The 15,247-nt window shown below is 68.4% G+C and carries 18 protein-coding genes; 4 read left to right on the top strand and 14 right to left on the bottom strand.

Annotated features, from left to right (window positions below; genetic code table 11):
- Positions 1–146 precede the first annotated feature (146 nt).
- Positions 147–581, bottom strand: a complete 435-nt coding sequence (locus ATE62_RS07370; protein WP_058808349.1) for a hypothetical protein — start codon at positions 579–581, stop codon at positions 147–149.
- A 61-nt stretch (positions 582–642) separates the two neighbouring features.
- Positions 643–1,365: a hydroxyacylglutathione hydrolase gene (gene gloB / locus ATE62_RS07365; RefSeq protein ID WP_058808351.1), complete on the bottom strand. Its 723-nt coding sequence runs from the start codon at positions 1,363–1,365 to the stop codon at positions 643–645.
- Positions 1,366–1,466: 101 nt separating this feature from the next.
- Here gloB and ATE62_RS07360 point away from each other — a divergent pair, with 101 nt between their 5' ends.
- Positions 1,467–3,173, top strand: a complete 1,707-nt coding sequence (locus ATE62_RS07360; protein ID WP_156420557.1) for a GGDEF domain-containing protein — start codon at positions 1,467–1,469, stop codon at positions 3,171–3,173.
- On the opposite strand, the gene ATE62_RS07355 is transcribed toward ATE62_RS07360, so the two are convergent.
- The 10 genes from ATE62_RS07355 to ATE62_RS07310 form a co-directional block, all read right to left on the bottom strand.
- Positions 3,170–3,613, bottom strand: coding sequence for a VOC family protein (locus tag ATE62_RS07355; protein ID WP_197411682.1), 444 nt, complete (start codon positions 3,611–3,613; stop codon positions 3,170–3,172). The two genes, ATE62_RS07360 and ATE62_RS07355, sit on opposite strands and share 4 nt — an antisense overlap.
- Positions 3,585–4,007, bottom strand: coding sequence for a DUF4437 domain-containing protein (locus tag ATE62_RS07350; RefSeq protein ID WP_058808355.1), 423 nt, complete (start codon positions 4,005–4,007; stop codon positions 3,585–3,587). The genes ATE62_RS07355 and ATE62_RS07350 overlap by 29 nt, the downstream gene beginning before the upstream one ends.
- A 1-nt stretch (position 4,008) precedes the next feature.
- Positions 4,009–4,446 carry a VOC family protein gene (locus tag ATE62_RS07345; RefSeq protein WP_058808357.1) on the bottom strand — a complete coding sequence of 146 codons (438 nt, stop codon included), beginning with the start codon at positions 4,444–4,446 and terminating at the stop codon, positions 4,009–4,011.
- 9 nt (positions 4,447–4,455) lie between these two features.
- On the bottom strand, positions 4,456–4,893 hold the full coding sequence (locus ATE62_RS07340) for an acyl-CoA thioesterase (protein ID WP_058808359.1): 438 nt from the start codon (positions 4,891–4,893) through the stop codon (positions 4,456–4,458).
- 14 nt (positions 4,894–4,907) lie between these two features.
- Complete coding sequence (locus ATE62_RS07335; RefSeq protein ID WP_058808402.1) at positions 4,908–5,669, bottom strand: alpha/beta fold hydrolase; 762 nt, start codon at positions 5,667–5,669, stop codon at positions 4,908–4,910.
- Positions 5,666–5,920 (bottom strand): DUF6356 family protein, encoded by a 255-nt coding sequence (locus tag ATE62_RS07330; RefSeq protein ID WP_058808361.1) that lies wholly within the window; start codon positions 5,918–5,920, stop codon positions 5,666–5,668. The genes ATE62_RS07335 and ATE62_RS07330 overlap by 4 nt, the downstream gene beginning before the upstream one ends.
- Before the next feature lie 77 nt (positions 5,921–5,997).
- Positions 5,998–6,924, bottom strand: coding sequence for an alpha/beta fold hydrolase (locus tag ATE62_RS07325; protein ID WP_058808363.1), 927 nt, complete (start codon positions 6,922–6,924; stop codon positions 5,998–6,000).
- 6 nt (positions 6,925–6,930) lie between these two features.
- Positions 6,931–7,122: a helix-turn-helix transcriptional regulator gene (locus tag ATE62_RS07320; RefSeq protein ID WP_058808365.1), complete on the bottom strand. Its 192-nt coding sequence runs from the start codon at positions 7,120–7,122 to the stop codon at positions 6,931–6,933.
- Positions 7,119–7,745, bottom strand: coding sequence for a hypothetical protein (locus ATE62_RS07315; protein WP_231736177.1), 627 nt, complete (start codon positions 7,743–7,745; stop codon positions 7,119–7,121). The genes ATE62_RS07320 and ATE62_RS07315 overlap by 4 nt, the downstream gene beginning before the upstream one ends.
- Positions 7,746–7,847: 102 nt before the next feature.
- On the bottom strand, positions 7,848–8,249 hold the full coding sequence (locus ATE62_RS07310) for a MerC domain-containing protein (protein ID WP_058808367.1): 402 nt from the start codon (positions 8,247–8,249) through the stop codon (positions 7,848–7,850).
- Positions 8,250–8,406: 157 nt separating this feature from the next.
- Here ATE62_RS07310 and thrS point away from each other — a divergent pair, with 157 nt between their 5' ends.
- Genes thrS through ATE62_RS07295 form a run of 3 tightly spaced genes read left to right on the top strand, consistent with a single transcriptional unit; the run spans position 8,407 to position 12,019 of the window.
- On the top strand, positions 8,407–10,407 hold the full coding sequence (thrS, locus tag ATE62_RS07305) for a threonine--tRNA ligase (RefSeq protein WP_058818475.1): 2,001 nt from the start codon (positions 8,407–8,409) through the stop codon (positions 10,405–10,407).
- Positions 10,404–11,261, top strand: a complete 858-nt coding sequence (locus tag ATE62_RS07300; RefSeq protein WP_231736175.1) for a metallophosphoesterase — start codon at positions 10,404–10,406, stop codon at positions 11,259–11,261. Before thrS ends, ATE62_RS07300 begins: the two co-directional genes overlap by 4 nt.
- Complete coding sequence (locus ATE62_RS07295) at positions 11,258–12,019, top strand: sulfite exporter TauE/SafE family protein (RefSeq protein WP_058808371.1); 762 nt, start codon at positions 11,258–11,260, stop codon at positions 12,017–12,019. The genes ATE62_RS07300 and ATE62_RS07295 overlap by 4 nt, the downstream gene beginning before the upstream one ends.
- Here the strand turns inward: ATE62_RS07295 and ATE62_RS07290 are convergent.
- Positions 12,016–14,517, bottom strand: coding sequence for an ABC transporter permease (locus ATE62_RS07290; RefSeq protein ID WP_058808373.1), 2,502 nt, complete (start codon positions 14,515–14,517; stop codon positions 12,016–12,018). The two genes, ATE62_RS07295 and ATE62_RS07290, sit on opposite strands and share 4 nt — an antisense overlap.
- Positions 14,517–15,233 carry an ABC transporter ATP-binding protein gene (locus ATE62_RS07285; RefSeq protein WP_058808375.1) on the bottom strand — a complete coding sequence of 239 codons (717 nt, stop codon included), beginning with the start codon at positions 15,231–15,233 and terminating at the stop codon, positions 14,517–14,519. Before ATE62_RS07285 ends, ATE62_RS07290 begins: the two co-directional genes overlap by 1 nt.
- Positions 15,234–15,247 lie beyond the last annotated feature (14 nt).

Raw genomic sequence — 15,247 nt, 5'->3', positions numbered from 1 at the left:
GACACGCGAAGGCAAAGGCAGTTCAGGCGTATCTCGACTTCGCTCGATACGAACGGAAGTTGGAGCAATCTGGCTTATGACAGGCGGGGGTGCGACCCGAAGAGCTCGGCGCAAACCGGACCCCGCCCATCGCCGAACCCGAAGGTTCAGCCTTTGTCCCCATCCGGTTTGCGATAGGGGACGAAGTCGCCGAGCACGCAGGTCGGGCCGCGGATGCCGCTCGACCGGTCGACCAGGTGGAAAAAATCGCCGCTGCACGTCGAACTGCCGAACTGGCGCACGACCATGATGTCGCTGTCGCGGCCGAGCCCCGGGCAGCTGCTCTTCAAATCGTTGCGATACACGATGCGGCCCGACTGGCGGTAGAGCAGGATATTGTCCGAGATGCGGATGGTGTCGGTGCTGAAGCTGGTGGGGAGACAGCGCACGGGTTCGCCCGCGACCTTGCCGGCGAGCTGCTTGTCGAGCTGCTCGGCCTGCTTGGGGGTCAGCGCCTCGGCGCGCGGCGCGCTGCTGTCGCTTGCGGCACAGCTTGCGAGCAAGGGCGCCAGCGCGAATGAGAGAGTGATGAATTTCGCCATGACAGGCTCCTGCGACTTTTTCAGTTTACGGACAGGGCGATGAATGGTTGCTGAAGCCTCCTCAAGCGGCATCCTTGAGCGCGCGGATGCGGCCGAGCTCGGCGGCGCTTGTCGCGCGGAGGAAAGGGTTGGTCGCGCGTTCGGCACCGATCGTCGTCGGCACCGTCGCCTCGCCCGCGGCGCGCGCCGACTCGACCGCCGCGAGCCTTGCGGCGAGCGCTTCATTGTCGGGCTCGACGGTCACCGCGAAGCGTGCGTTCGACAGCGTATATTCGTGCGCGCAATAGACGCGCGTCGCGTCGTCGAGCGTGCCGAGCTGCTGCATGTTCGCGAACATCTGCTCGGCGGTGCCCTCGAACAGCCGGCCGCAGCCCATCGCGAACATCGTGTCGCCGACGAAGATCGCGGCGTCATCGGCGAAATGATAGGCGATATGCCCCGCGGTGTGTGCGGGTACATCCCACACCTTGGCCTCGACCGCGCCGAGGCGGACGGTGTCACCCCCTTTCACCTGCCGGTCGAGCGTCGGGATGCGGGCAAATTCGGCGGCGGGACCGGTGATCGTGCAGCCCGTCGCCTCCTTGATCGCCGCGTTGCCGCCGGTGTGGTCGGGGTGCCAGTGGGTGTTCCAGATATCGCTGATCGTCCAGCCGCGCGCCGCCGCCGCTTCGAGCACCGGGTCGGCGACGGCGGGGTCGACGACCATCGTCGCCCCGCTTTGGGGTTCGTGGACCAGCCAGACATAATTGTCGCTGAGGACGGGGATGCGGACGATTTCGAGCATGGCAAAGAATAACCCGCGCGGGCCCCGCCGTCGACCGCCAAGTTAACCATGTTGAAAAGCCTTGGGATTAGCATCGCGCGCGGCGAGATGGGGAAGAGTCGTTGCAGCGTCTGCTATTGATCCTGATGGCGATGGCCCTGTTCGCGGGCTGGAACCCCGCCGAAGCGGCGCCGCGATCGGCGCCGTGCACGCTCCAGACCGACCTCGCCACCGGCTATGACGCGGTGTCGCAGACGCGTGCGGCGCGCGATTGCGACGCCGACCGCTGGTCGCTCGAAGGGCCGCGAAGCTGGCTATTCTTCGACGCCGATACGATCGCCGCGGCCGGGCCGGGGCCGATCGAGTTCAACGCGCGCACCAGCCGCTTCCACCGGATCGCGCTGTTCGTCCGCTACGCCGACGGCAGCGTCGCGCGCGTGGTGCGGAGCGGGCGGCAGGCGATGCCCTATCGCCTCGCGGGCCCCGATTTCTACCTCACCGTGCCGCAGCGCGCGTCGCCGCCGGTCGAGATCGCCATCGCCTTCGACCGGCTGAGCTACCTCACCACCTTGAAGACCGCGCGGCTGGCGCCCATGGGCGAAGGCGGCTGGTCGACGGGAACGATGCTGCTGATCGCGTTGTTCACCGGGCTCGCGCTCGCGCCGATCGTATTCAACATCGCCTTCTTCCGCGTGCTGCGCGAGCGCTTCCTGCTCTGGCATATGGCGCTCGCCACCTGCATCATCCTGCACACCAGCCTGTCGTCGGGGCTCGCCTTCGCCGTGGTGCCGGGGATCAGCGCGCTCGCTTACGGCTATCTGTCGCAGATCAGCTTCAGCCTGGGGATCGTCGCCGCGACGATGTTCTGCCTGAACTTCGTCGAGCCCGACAAGATCACCCGCGGCGAGCGGCGCGCGCTCTTCGCCTGCGTGCTGTGGATCCCGCTCTTCGGCGCGGTCGCGATGGCGCCGGTCGAAGCGATCCGGCCATGGGGTGGCCAGCTCTATTTCGCGGCCTATCTGCCCGTGCTCGTCACCTATGTCGTGGTGCTGACGCGCACCTGCCGACGCGGCAGCCGCGCGGCGATGTACCAGGCCGCCGCATGGGCGCCGATCATCGCCTGCGGGTTCGAGCGCGTCGCGCGCGGCATCGGCCTCTATGTCGGGCCGCCCTGGCTCGACCAATTGCTCTATCTCGCGATCGCGCTCGAACTCGTCATCACCGCGCTCGGCGTCGCCGACCGCTTCATGATCATGCGCCGCGAGCGCGACCGGGCGCAGGCGCTGGCGGGCGCGATGGAGGATGCGGCGCAGACCGACCCGCTCACGCGGCTCAGCAACCGCCGCGGGCTCGAGAACCTGCTCGCGACCGACGCACGGCGCTTCACCGCGGCGGCGCTGATCGACATCGATCATTTCAAGTCGGTCAACGACCGCTATGGCCACCAGGTCGGCGACGCGGTGCTGTGCGCCGCCGCGGTGGGGCTGCGCGAAGGGCATGGCGGCATCGTCGCACGCATCGGCGGCGAGGAATTCTTCCTGCTGATCGACCGACCCGACGCCGCTGGCACCGCCGAGCGCTGCCGCCAGGCGATCGCGCGCCGCATCGCCGCCGACGTGCCGCAGATTCCGCATCCGGTCAGCGCCAGCGGGGGCCTGCTGATCTTCGAGGCGCGGACCGAGGGGGCTGCGCTCGACTTCGACCGGCTGTTCGCCGAGACCGACCGCCTGCTCTACGCCGCCAAGCACAGCGGGCGCGACTGCATGGTCACCGATCGCTGGCAGCAGCCCGAACCGCCCGCTGCGGGCAAGGTGGGCGCCGCGGCCTAGCCGTCGGCCAGCGCGTCGTAACCGCGGTCGTTGAACTCGATCAGGCAGAAGCCGTTGCCGAAGGGGTCGGCGAACATCGCCTGCCGCCCATAGGGCAGGTCGAGCGGCCCATCCTCGAGCACCGCGCCCGCCGCCACAGCGCGCGCCACCGCCGCGTCGAGATCGTCGACGGTGAAATCGGAATGCACCGGGGTCCAGTGCCGATCATAGTGGCGCGCGCCGCCGCCCGCCGGACCGATGCCCGACCCGCCGGGCTTGACGATCAGATAGATGGGCACGCCCGCGCCCAGCAGCTCGACGATATCCTCGTCGAAGCGCCGCGCAGGCGTGAGGCCGAGCCCCCGTGTATAAAAAGCCTCGCCCGCGGCAAGGTCGGGCACGTCGATGTTGATCAGCAGGCCCGGCATCGCGTCAGCCCGCGCCGGGCGCCAGCCGCGCATCGCGCGCACCCGACCAGTGGATCACCATCAGGCATTCGTCGCTGAGGCAGGTGTCGGCATGCGCCTGTCCGCCGGGCTGGAACCAGTGGCCGCCGGGGCCGATGACGGGGGCGACGGCTTCGCTGCCGCCCGCGTCCCAATGCTTCATCTCGCCGCGGATCACGGTCAGCCGATAGTCGGCGCTGTGGATATGCAGCCGGCCGGGGCCGCGCCCGAAGCGCATCAGCATCACCGAGGGCCCGGTCGCGGGATCGCCCGACAGCACCGCGATCGCGGGCCCGGCGGGATTGGCGGGGTTCACCGGCTCGAACTTGGCGTCGCCGAGCAGGGTGACGACCGACGCGTCCGCGCGCCCGTCCGACGCCGCGGCGAGGAAGGCGAGCGCGAGCAGCATCCTACCAGGCGCCGGTGTTCGGCATCGACGCCCAAGGCTCCTGCGGCGGCAGATGGCCGTCCTGCAGCAGCTCGATCGAAATCCCGTCGGGCGAGCGCACGAATGCCATATGCCCGTCGCGCGGCGGACGGTTGATCGTCACCCCGGCGTCCATCAGCCGCTGGCAGGTCGCGTAGATATCGTCGACCCGGTAGGCGAGGTGCCCGAAATTGCGCCCGCCGCTGTAGGTCTCGGCGGCGCTGCCGTCGGCGGGCGGCCAATTATAGGTCAGCTCGACCTCGGCGACCCCGGCCTGTCCCGGCGGCGCGAGGAAGATCAGGGTGAAGCGCCCGCCCTCATTGTCGAAGCGGCGGACTTCCTCGAGCCCGATGAGCTTGAAGAAATCGACGGTGGCGTCGGGATCCGTCACGCGGATCATGGTGTGGAGATATTTTGTCATCGCGCCAATCTAGGCGCGCAGCGACTTTTGTTCAAACGCCTCGAACAGGTTTACGAATTCATCGGGCACCGGCGCCGGCGCACCGCGCGCTTCGGCGACGTGGACGCTGACCTCCAGCCCCGTCGCGCGCAAATCTTCGGCGCCCTTGCCGTGGAGTTCGAACAGGAAGGTCATCGAGCTGCGGCCCACGCGCGAGCAGCGCACGCAGATGTCGATCTCTTCGTCGAGCAGGATCGGCACCTTATAATCCACCTCGGCGCGCGCGACGTGGAATTCGGGGCTCTCGCGCTCGGGCCAGCGGTCGTAGACCCCCGCGGCGCGCCAATATTCGGTGATCCCGATGTCGAAATATTCGAGGTAGCGGCTGTTGAACACGACCGCCTGCGCGTCGATCTCGGCATAGCGGACGCGCTTGGTGATGTGGAATTTGAAGTCGCTGCGCGCCATGATGATCCTTCGGTCTAGTCGGTAAGCCGCGCGACGCTGTCGATCAGCAGCGCGATGTCGGTGTCGCGCGACAGGCGGTGGTCGCCGCCCTTGACGAGCGTCACCTGCACATCGTCGCTGGCGAGCGCGGCGGCGAGGCGGAGGCTGATGTCGGGCGGCACGTCGCCGTCCTCCTGCCCGTGGAGGAGGCGCACCGGGCAGACGAGCGGTATTTCGGCTTCGAGCAGGCGGTTCGCCTCGCCCGACTGCCAGAAGCCGCGCGTCGTGACATAGGGCTGGTCGCTGTAGGGCGTCTCTTCGCGCAGCTCGCCCTCGGCGAGAATGATCGCCTTCTCTTGCGGATTAAAGCCCCAGTCGGTGAAGTCGGGCGCCGCGGCGATCCCGACGAGCCCCGCGACGCGGCCGGGTCCGTCGCGCTGGACCAGCGCCAATGCGGTGAGCAGCATCAGCCAGCCGCCCATCGACGAGCCGACGATGACCACCGGCCCCTCGATACGCGCATCGATCAGGTCGAGTATGTCGCCGCGCCAGTCGAGCAAAGTCTGCTCGGAAAACAGTCCGTCCGACAGCCCGCATCCCGCATAGTCGAGCAGCAGGCACGCGCGGCCTTCGCTCGCCGCCCAGTCGAACAGCGCGGTCGCCTTGCCCCCCGCCATGTCGGACATGTAACCGGGCAGGAAGACGATCGCCGGGCCGCTGCCCGCGATGTGGCGATAGGCGAGGCGCGGGCGCGCCGCGCGGTCGAGATAGTCGGGCGCGTCGGTCACGCCGCTCAGATCACCCAGTCGATGGTGCTCATCTGCATCACGGCCTGCCCCTTGGCGCGGCGCTGTTCGACCATGATCTTGTTGAGCCGCGAGATCGTGTCGCTGCCGGTGGTGATGCACCAGCCGGGGACCACCGCATGCACCAGCGCGCACATCCCGCCCCAGATCATCGTCACGCCGAATTTCGACGCGACGCCGAAATGCTCGATGTAATTTTCGTCGACGCTCTTCGGGTGGTCGACGAACAGGCGCTTGAACATGGGGGACGCTCCTTTCCGGCTGCCGCCGCCCTAGCGGCGGAGCGGGAAGGGGGCAAGGGCGGCGGTCGACCGCGCGGCTATTCGGCCAGAAAGGCGTCGACCGCCGCTGCAAACACCTCGGGCTGGTCGAGCATGATGAAGTGACGGCTGTTCGGCACCATCTGCGCCTCGAACTTCGCGACCCCGGCATATTGCGGCTCGAATCCGGCTTTCGCCCGCTCGGGCGGCATCGCGCTGTCGTCCTGCGCATAGAGCAGGGTCACCGGCGCGGTCACCGCCGCGAGTTCGCCGCGCAGGTCGGTCACCATCACGTCGCGAAAGACCTGCGCGGTCACGCGCGGATCGGCATCGCGCATCCAGCCGACGATCGCGATACGCCCCGCGGGCGTGTTCGATAGGCCGCCGGCCATGCTCATCGGGCCGGGGTCGGCCACCGGACCCGTCGGCTTCGGCTGGCCATATTGCGCGCGCATCATCGCCGCCATCTGGTCGGCCTGCGGCGTCATGCGCTCGACCGTCGCGGCGGGATTGAACAGCAGGCCGATGAAGGGCACCGCATCGACGATCATTAGCTTGCCGACCTCTTGCGGCGCGCGCGCGGCGATCATCAGCCCGGTGAGCCCGCCCATCGAATGGCCGATCACCGCGGGCGCGGGGCGACCCGCGTCGGTGATGCAATCGTCGATATAGTCGGCGACCTCCCGCATCATCGGCTCGAGCACCGGTCCTTCGGCGTTGATCCCCGCTTCGTCGCCGAAGCCGCGGATCTGGACGCGGTGCAGCCTATATCGGCCCTTCAGCCGCTCGGCCGTCGCATCCCACACGCCGCGCGGGCTTGACAGGCCGGGGATCAGCGCGACATCCGGGCCCGCGCCTTCGACCAGCACGGTGATGCGCTTGCCCTCGTTCATCCCCGCGGGGCAGGCCTCGGCGGCATCGGCGCGGCTGGCGACCAGCCCGGCTATCAGGATGAAGATGGCGGCGACGGAAATACGCTTTTTCATTTAGGTTCAATCTCGCTGGAAAATCTCTTCGATGGACATTCCGAACAGGTCGGCGATGCGAAAGGCGAGGGGGAGCGACGGGTCGTATTTTCCGGTCTCGATCGCATTGACCGACTGGCGCGACACCTCGAGCCGCTCGGCGAGATCCTGCTGGCTCCAGTCGCGTTCGGCGCGCAGGACCTTGAGGCGGTTCTTCATCCGCGCAGCTTCGACCAGATCTGGCTGCCGCCGAGCCCGATCGCCCAGGCTGGGAAGACCCAATAGCTCGGCATGTGCGGCACGACGTTGAACTGCTCCAGAAAGCCCCAGATCGTCGCCGCGGCGAGCACGAAGCCCGTCGCGACCAGCGCGTGGCGGATATGCTGGCTGCGCAGATATTCGTCCTGCTCTTCCTGCAGCAGCCGCGCCATCGTCCAGATCATCAGCAGGATCGGCAGCGACGGCGCGATCGCTATGAGCACATAGACGGGCGCGCTGTAGCTGCCGATCTTGGTCAGCCAGATCGCGCCCATCAAGGCCGCGACATAGGCGAAGGAGGCGACCATGAAACGCCGGTTGTAGCGGAGCAGCGCGAGCGATCCGTTGCCCGACACGCGTTGCAACCGCTCGCCCGCGCGGACGAAGGGAAAGAGCAGCAGCATCGCCGCAAAGAAGAGCGCTGCGCTCAGCGCCGACCCGAGGTCGACGAACAGGTTGAGGATGCCGACCCCGAAGGTGCCGATGACGAACGCCGCACCCCACAGCAATGTCTCGCGCCGTGCCTGCGCTTGCAGCGCCGCGTTGTCGTCCGCTGCTTTGTCCATCTCGGCGATCACCGGCATCGGTCAAGCTCCCTTGCTAATCAGTCAAGGAAAATTGACATAGCAAGCCGGTGATGTCAAGTGACATTTACATAATGACAAGGATGCTATCGGGACGGCCGCTCAGCCTTTATGCCCCAACCGCCAGTTGGCGAGATGCGCCGCCGCGAGGGCGAGCGCGCCGAGCGTGGTCAGCAATGTGTCGGCGGCGGACGCGTTCGCGGTCGCGAGCCACCCTTCATGCGCCGCGAGCCCCAGTGCCAGCAGGGCCAAGCCCGCCGCGGCGACCAGCCCGGGCGCCGAGCGTCGATGCCGGTGCCAGCCGCCGCGCATCGCGACGAACGCCGCGGGCAGCGCGAGCGTCAGGATCGCGGCATGCGTTCCTTCGGGCAGCACGATCCAGTGGCCGAGCGCGGGCGCGAGCAGCAACAGCATCGGCAGCGCGAGGCAGTGGACCAGGCAGGTCGCCGACAGCGCCAGGCCGGCAAGGTCGGCGCGGCGCGGGCGCGCGGTGGGCAGGGACATCGAAGGACTTTCGCGGGGCTATGGGCTGCCGAGATAATGATACAATGTATCATTGCAAGCCCGAATGCCGCTGCGGTTGCGAACAGCACCCTTGCCGCCCATATCGCATGCTGGCAAAGGGGCGCTCTTTACCCCGCCAGAAAGGCCGATTTTTCCCATGTCCCAGATGATCCGCGTCACCCTTCCCGATGGCTCTGCCCGTGAAGTCGCGCGCGGGACTACCCCGGCCCAGATCGCGGCCGACATCGGCCCCGGGCTCGCCAAGGCCGCGCTCGCCGCCAAGATCGACGGCGAGCTGCGCGACATCATGCGCCCGCTGGAGGAGGACACCAACCTCGCGCTGGTGACCGGCCGCGACGAGGCCGACGCGCTCGAACTGGTACGCCACGACTTTGCGCATGTGCTGGCGGAGGCGGTGCAGAACCTGTTTCCGGGCACGCAGATCACTTTCGGTCCGTCGACGAATGACGGTTTCTATTACGACTTCGCACCGACCGCCGAGCACGGCCCGTTCCGCGACGAGGAACTGCCGCTCATCGAGGAGGAGATGCGCAAGATCATCGCCGCCGACCTGCCGCTCACGCGCGAAGTGTGGGAGCGCGACGCGCTGATCGCCAAATGGGAGGCCGACGGCGAGAGCTTCAAGGCCGAATGGGCGCACGAGCTGCCCGCGGGCGAGGAACTCACCGTCTATCGCTCGGGCGACGGCTGGATGGACATGTGCCGCGGGCCCCATCTGGCCTCGACCGGCAAGCTCGACCCCGCGGCATTCAAGCTGACGCGCGTGTCGGGCGCCTATTGGCGCGGCGACCAGAAGAATGCGCAGCTGTCGCGCATCTACGGCACCGGCTGGCTCAACAAGAAGCAGCTCGCCGAGCATCTCGTCCGGCTTGAAGAGGCCGCCAAGCGCGACCATCGCCGGCTGGGGCAGGACATGGACCTGTTCCACCTGCAACAGGAAGCGCATGGCTCGGTCTTCTGGCATCCCAACGGCTTCCTCGTCTGGCGCGAGCTCGAGGCCTATATGCGCCGCGCGATCGACGCCGCGGGCTATCGCGAGGTCAAGACGCCGCAGGTGATGGACGCGCGCCAGTGGGAGCAGTCGGGTCATTGGGGCAAATATCGCGAGAATATGTTCGTCATCCCCGACGAGGTTCCGAACACCGAGGACGAAGGCCCGATCGTTTCGGACGACGCCGAGTGGATGGCCTTGAAGCCGATGAACTGCCCGGCGCATGTGCTGATCTTCCGTCAGGGCATGAAGAGCTATCGCGACCTGCCGCTGCGCCTGTACGAAAATGGCTGCTGCCACCGCAACGAGCCGCATGGCGCGCTCCACGGGCTGATGCGCGTGCGCCAGTTCACGCAGGACGACGCACATATCTTCTGCCGCGAGGACCAGATCGTCGACGAGGTTCGCAACTTCTGCGCGCTCGCCGATCGCATCTACAAGGACTTCGGCTTCAGCTATGCGATCAAGCTCGCGCTGCGCCCCGAAAAGCGCTTCGGCAGCGAGGAGATGTGGGACAAGTCCGAGAATGAGCTGCGCGACGCGGTGACCAGTGCGGGCCTGTGCACGCCGGACTATGGGTGGGAAGAGCTACCGGGCGAGGGCGCCTTCTATGCGCCCAAACTCGAATGGCACCTGACCGACGCGATCGGCCGCACCTGGCAGGTCGGGACGATCCAGTCCGACCGCGTGCTGCCCGACCGGCTCGACGCGTCGTATATCGGCGAGGATGGCGAGCGCCACCGGCCGGTGATGCTGCATCGCGCGATCTTCGGCAGCTACGAACGCTTCATCGGCATATTGATCGAGCATTTCGCGGGCCGCTTCCCGACCTGGCTCGCGCCGGTGCAGGCGGTGGTGGCGACGATCGTCAGCGACGCCGACGATTATGCGAAGGACGCGCTTGCGCAGCTCACCTCCGCGGGTATCCGCGCCGAAAGCGACCTGCGCAACGAAAAGATCAACTACAAGGTCCGCGAACATAGCCTGCAGAAGGTCCCCTACCTGCTCGTCGTCGGCAAGCGCGAGGCCGAGGAAGGCACCGTCGCGATCCGCACCCTCGGCCAGGACGGCCAGCGCATCATGCCGCTCGCCGACGCGATCGCGATGCTGAAGGGCGAGGCGACCCCGCCCGACCTGCGCGGTTGAGCGCGACCGAAGCAAAGCCGCGCCGCCGGTGGCGGCGCTGGCTGGCGCTGCTGGTCCTGCTCGGGCTGCTGCTGGTCGGCCGCGGACTGTGGAACGCGAGCGCCGATCCGATCGTCCGCACCGCGAGCGTCGAACTCGCCGACTGGCCGGAGGGCGCGCCGCCGATGCGCGTGCTGCTCGTCTCCGACACCCATGTCGCGGGGCCCGACATGCCGCCCGAGCGGCTCGCGGCGATCCTTCGCCGCTTCAACAAGCTGAAGCCCGACCTGATCCTGCTCGCGGGCGACTTCCACAGCGGCAAGACGCTGTCTACGCGCCATTATTCGGCTGCCGAACTGACCGCGCCCTTTGCCGAGGCCAAGGCGAAATATGGCGTGATCGCGGTGCTGGGCAATCATGACTATTGGTTTCAGCCCGAACCGATCGCCAAGGGGATGAAGGCCGCAGGGGTCACCGTGCTGCGCAACCAGGCGGTGCGCCGCGGACCTTTGATCGTCGGCGGCGTCGACGACGAGGTCACCAACCACGACAATCTGAAACGCACCTATGCGGCGATGGACGCGCTCGGCCCGGGCCCGCGCATCCTGACGACGCACAGCCCCGACATCGTCCCCGACCTGCCCGCGCCGGTCGACGCGGTGTTCGCGGGTCATACCCATTGCGGCCAGATCGCGCTGCCGCTGGTCGGCGCGCTCAGCTACGCTTCGGCCTATGGCGACCGCTTCGCCTGCGGCGACATGACCGACGGGACGCAGCGACTGTTCGTCGGTGCGGGGCTTGGCACCAGCATCCTGCCGCTGCGCTACGGCGTGCCGCCCGACGTGTGGCTGGTGACACTGGGGCCGCGGCAGTGAGCGGCGTTCAGCAACTCGTCGGCATCGCGCCGCTGACCTTGGCGGGTGCGGGCGCGATGACCTTCGGCGCGGCCTATGTGCGCGGGCTCACCGGGTTCGGCATGGCGATCATCCTGGTGCCGCTGCTCGGGCTGATCATCAGCCCCGAGGAGGCGGTGGTGCTCGGCATCCTGCTCCAGCTGCTGATCGGGCCGGTGGGCATCCGCATCATCCTCGCCGACGCCGACCGCTCGACCGCGGTTCCGATCGCCCTGCTCGCGATGGTGACGACCCCACTCGGCATGGCCGCGCTCGACGCGACGCCGTCCGACATCGCGCGGCTGCTCATCACGCTCGCTGCCGTCGGCGCCTTCATCGCGGTGCTGCTGCCCAAGCATCCCGACGATCACCAGCCGACGCGCGCCGCGGTCGCGGGGACGGGCTTCGCCTCGGGCATCCTTACCGGCTTCGCGGCGATGCCAGGGCCACCGGTCGTGCCTTTCTATCTCCGCCGCTCGCTCGACCCGAAGGTCGCGCGTGCCTCGATGCTGCTGATCTTCTTCGGCACCGCGATCGCAGGCACGCTCGCCGCGCTCTGGGTCGGCATCGCGACGTGGAAATTATTCCTGATCGCGCTGATCCTCTTCCCGCCGATGTGGCTCGGCAATCTTGTCGGCGCGCGCCACTTCGGCCGCGTTCCCGCGCATGTGTGGCAAGCGATGGTTGCCGCCGTGCTGGGGCTGGCGGCGGTGTCGGCGGTGGTGCGGCTGCTGAACTAGAGGCTACGCAGCGCGCTCGCGGGTCGCACCGACAGCAGGGGCCAGCTTCCCGCAATCCCGATCAGGAAGGCCAGCCCGGCGCCGCCGAGCAATGTCATGCCGACGATGAACGGATCGGGCGCGAAGCCGAAGTCGAAGATCTGCGTCACCACATACCAGCCCGCCGCGAGCCCCAGTCCGAGCGCCAGCGCCGCGAGGATCAGCGCCAGCACCGCATATTCGAGGCCCTGTGCGCCCAATATCTGGCCGCGCGTCGCGCCGAGCAATTTCAGGATCACGCTGTCGTAGACGCGCCGCTCGCGGCTCGCGGCGATCGCGCCGATCAGCACCGCGATGCCGGCGAGGATTGCGATGCTCGCCGCCGCGGCGATCGCCTGGCTCATCTGGGTGAGCAAGGTCGTGACCTGTCCGATGACGTCGCGCACCGCGATCAGCGAAGCCGAGGGGAAAGCGCGCGGGATGCTGCGCGCGAGTTCGGCCTCGGCCGCCGGAGGCACCGCGACCGTCGCGACCATATTGTGCGGCGCCGCGTCGAAGCTTCCCGGCGAGAAGACGAGCACATAGTTGAGCCCGAAATTGTCCCATTCGACGGTGCGGAAAGACGCGACCTTGCCCTGTACCTCGACGCCGAGGACGTTGACCGACAGCGTATCGCCGATCTTGAGGCCGAGCGAAGTCGCGACCTCCTGCTCGACGCTGACCAGCGGCGGCCCCTTGTAATCGGCCGCCCACCAACTCCCCGCGGTCAGCTCGCTGCCATTGGGCAGCGTCGGGCTATAGGTCAGCCCGCGGTCGCCGCGCAGCACCCATGCGCCTTCGGGCAATTGCTCGAGCTCGTCGACGCGCTGGCCGGCATATTCGGTGACGCTGCCGCGCAGGGCCGGGATCAGGTTGATATCGGCATCGGGCGCGGCCTTGGTGACCATCAACCGGAATTGCCCGGCGCCGTCGCGCGGGATGTCGAGCACGAAAAAGCTCGGCGCGCGCTGCGGCACGGTGCGCGAGATTTCGGCGGTGATGCTCGTCTGGATCGCCGCCAGCGTCACGAACAGGGTGAGCCCCAGCCCCAGCGCCACCACCAGCGCGCCCGTCGCGGCGCCCGGGCGGTGCAGGTTCGCGACCGCGAGACGCAGCAGCGGCTGCTTCGGACGTGGTACCAGGCTCGCGCCTTTGCGCACCAGCCAGCCGATTCCGACGAGCAGCAGCAGCAGTCCCGCCGCCGCGCCGACGAAACCGAGTGCGAACAAGGGCTCGCGCGCGGTGCCGACCGCGAGCGCGACGATGGCGGCGAGCGCCGCGCCGACCGCGAGGATCGTGCGCGTCTCCGGGCGCGCCGTGCCGTCGATGGTGGCGCGGAACAGCCCCGCCGCCGGCACGCGCCGCGTCGCTGCGAGCGGGGGCAGGGCGAAGGCGATCGCGATGAGCAGGCCGTAAGCCGCGCTGATCGCGAGCGGCAGCGGATAGATGGCGACGCCGGGCTGCACCGGCAATACGTCGCCCGCGACCGCCGAAATCGCCGCAGGCGCAAGCGCCCCGACGACGAGCCCGGCGAAGATCGACACGGCCGCGACTGCCAGAATCTGGAGACCATAGATGCGCATCACGGTCGCGCTGTCGGCGCCGAGCACTTTCAACGTCGCGAGGCCGGGGCGCTTGCCCGCGAGATAGGAGGCGACGCCGTTGCCGACGCCGATCCCCGCGATCACCAGCGCTGCGAGCCCGACCAGCGACAGGAACTGCCCCATGCGCTCGATGAAGCGCCGCGTTCCCGGCGCGCCGTTGCTGCGGTCGGTGATCTCCCATCCTGCTTCCGGGAATTTTTCGGTGAGTTCCTTGCCAACGGCCTCGGGATTGGCGCTGCCCTGCAGGCGGACGCGGTACTTGCTCTCATAGAGGCTGCCGGGCTGGATCAGCTTGGTCGCCGCGAGATCGTCGAGCCCGATGATCGCCACCGGTCCCAGCGTGAAACCTTCGCCCAGCCGGTCGGGCTCCTCGGCGATGATGCCGTCGATAAGGAAGCTCTTGTCGCCGAACTTGACCTGCTCGCCGACTTTGAGTTCGAGCCGCGAGGCGAGATCGGCGCCGATCCAGATCGCCCCCGCGGGTGGCGGCCCACGCCGCACGCCGCCCTCCAGCCGCATCGTTCCGTAGAGCGGATAGGCGGCGTCGACCGCCTTCAACTCGGACAGCAGGGCCTCGCCGTCGGGGTCGTTCGCCATCGCGCGCATGCGCACCGTCGCCGATGCCTGGCCGACATCGCGAAACCCCGCCATCTCGGCGTCGGTGGCCTGCCGCTGGGGCAGGCCGAATTCGATATCGCCGCCGAGGATCGTCTGCCCGCGCACTTCGAGTTCCGACGTGATCCCGCGCGTCAGGCTGCCGATCGCGGCGAGCGTCGCGACGCCGAGGAACAGGCACACGGCGAGCAGCCGCAGCCCGCGGATTCGCGTCGCGAGGTCGCGCCTGGCGATGCGCCAGAGGGCGGCGAGGGGTAACATCAGCGCGGCGTCCTGCCGGCGCGTTCCTCGTCGATCCGTCCGTCGTGCATTACCAGCACGCGGTCGCAATGCTCGGCGAGCTCGGGATCGTGGGTGATCACGAGCAGGGTCGCGCCGAGCGCCTTGCCGCGCGAGAACAAGAGGTCGACGATCGCATGCCCCGTCGCGGTGTCGAGATTGCCGGTCGGCTCGTCGGCGAACAGGATCGCGGGCTCGCCCGCCATCGCGCGCGCGATCGCGACACGCTGCTGCTCGCCGCCCGACAGCTGCGCGGGATAATGGGTCAGGCGATGGCCGAGGCCGACGGCTTCAAGCTCGGCGGCGGCGCGCGTGAAGGGATCGGAATGGCCCGCCAGTTCGAGCGGCACCGCGACATTCTCCAGCGCGGTCATCGTCGGCAACAGGTGAAAGGCCTGCAGCACGATCCCGATCCGCCCGCGCCGTGCACGCGCGAGGCCATCCTCGTCGAGCGTCGTGAAGTCGGTCCCCGCGACATGGATCGTCCCGCCGCTCGCGCGTTCGAGCCCTGCGAGCACCGCCATCAGCGAGCTCTTGCCCGACCCCGAGGGCCCGAGCAGCGCGACCGATTCCCCGGCGGCGACTTTGAGGTCGATGCCGCGCAAAATTTCGACGGGGGCCTTGTCGGTGCCCAGCGTGAGCGTCACATTATGGGCGGCGATCGCGGCGTCAGCCGGCGGTCGGGAGAGTTCGGTCAAGAAGGGACCCTTTG

It is taken from the genome of Sphingopyxis sp. HIX, from assembly GCF_001468285.1.
In the GTDB taxonomy this organism is placed as follows: domain Bacteria; phylum Pseudomonadota; class Alphaproteobacteria; order Sphingomonadales; family Sphingomonadaceae; genus Sphingopyxis.
This window is presented reverse-complemented; position numbering and strand designations above follow the sequence as displayed.

Bases quoted from the DNA above. Each gene is read 5' to 3' on its own strand.
- ATE62_RS07310 (WP_058808367.1), bottom strand. From the start codon at position 8,249: ATGTCCCTGCCCACCGCGCGCCCGCGCCGCGCCGACCTTGCCGGCCTG.
- ATE62_RS07330 (WP_058808361.1), bottom strand. From the start codon at position 5,920: ATGTTCAAGCGCCTGTTCGTCGACCACCCGAAGAGCGTCGACGAAAAT.
- ATE62_RS07350 (WP_058808355.1), bottom strand. From the start codon at position 4,007: ATGCTGCTCGCGCTCGCCTTCCTCGCCGCGGCGTCGGACGGGCGCGCG.
- ATE62_RS07320 (WP_058808365.1), bottom strand. From the start codon at position 7,122: ATGAAGAACCGCCTCAAGGTCCTGCGCGCCGAACGCGACTGGAGCCAG.
- ATE62_RS07370 (WP_058808349.1), bottom strand. From the start codon at position 581: ATGGCGAAATTCATCACTCTCTCATTCGCGCTGGCGCCCTTGCTCGCA.
- ATE62_RS07355 (WP_197411682.1), bottom strand. From the start codon at position 3,613: ATGCGCGGCTGGCGCCCGGCGCGGGCTGACGCGATGCCGGGCCTGCTG.
- gloB (WP_058808351.1), bottom strand. From the start codon at position 1,365: ATGCTCGAAATCGTCCGCATCCCCGTCCTCAGCGACAATTATGTCTGG.
- ATE62_RS07290 (WP_058808373.1), bottom strand. From the start codon at position 14,517: ATGTTACCCCTCGCCGCCCTCTGGCGCATCGCCAGGCGCGACCTCGCG.
- thrS (WP_058818475.1), top strand. From the start codon at position 8,407: ATGTCCCAGATGATCCGCGTCACCCTTCCCGATGGCTCTGCCCGTGAA.
- ATE62_RS07345 (WP_058808357.1), bottom strand. From the start codon at position 4,446: ATGACAAAATATCTCCACACCATGATCCGCGTGACGGATCCCGACGCC.
- ATE62_RS07315 (WP_231736177.1), bottom strand. From the start codon at position 7,745: ATGCCGGTGATCGCCGAGATGGACAAAGCAGCGGACGACAACGCGGCG.
- ATE62_RS07325 (WP_058808363.1), bottom strand. From the start codon at position 6,924: ATGAAAAAGCGTATTTCCGTCGCCGCCATCTTCATCCTGATAGCCGGG.
- ATE62_RS07340 (WP_058808359.1), bottom strand. From the start codon at position 4,893: ATGGCGCGCAGCGACTTCAAATTCCACATCACCAAGCGCGTCCGCTAT.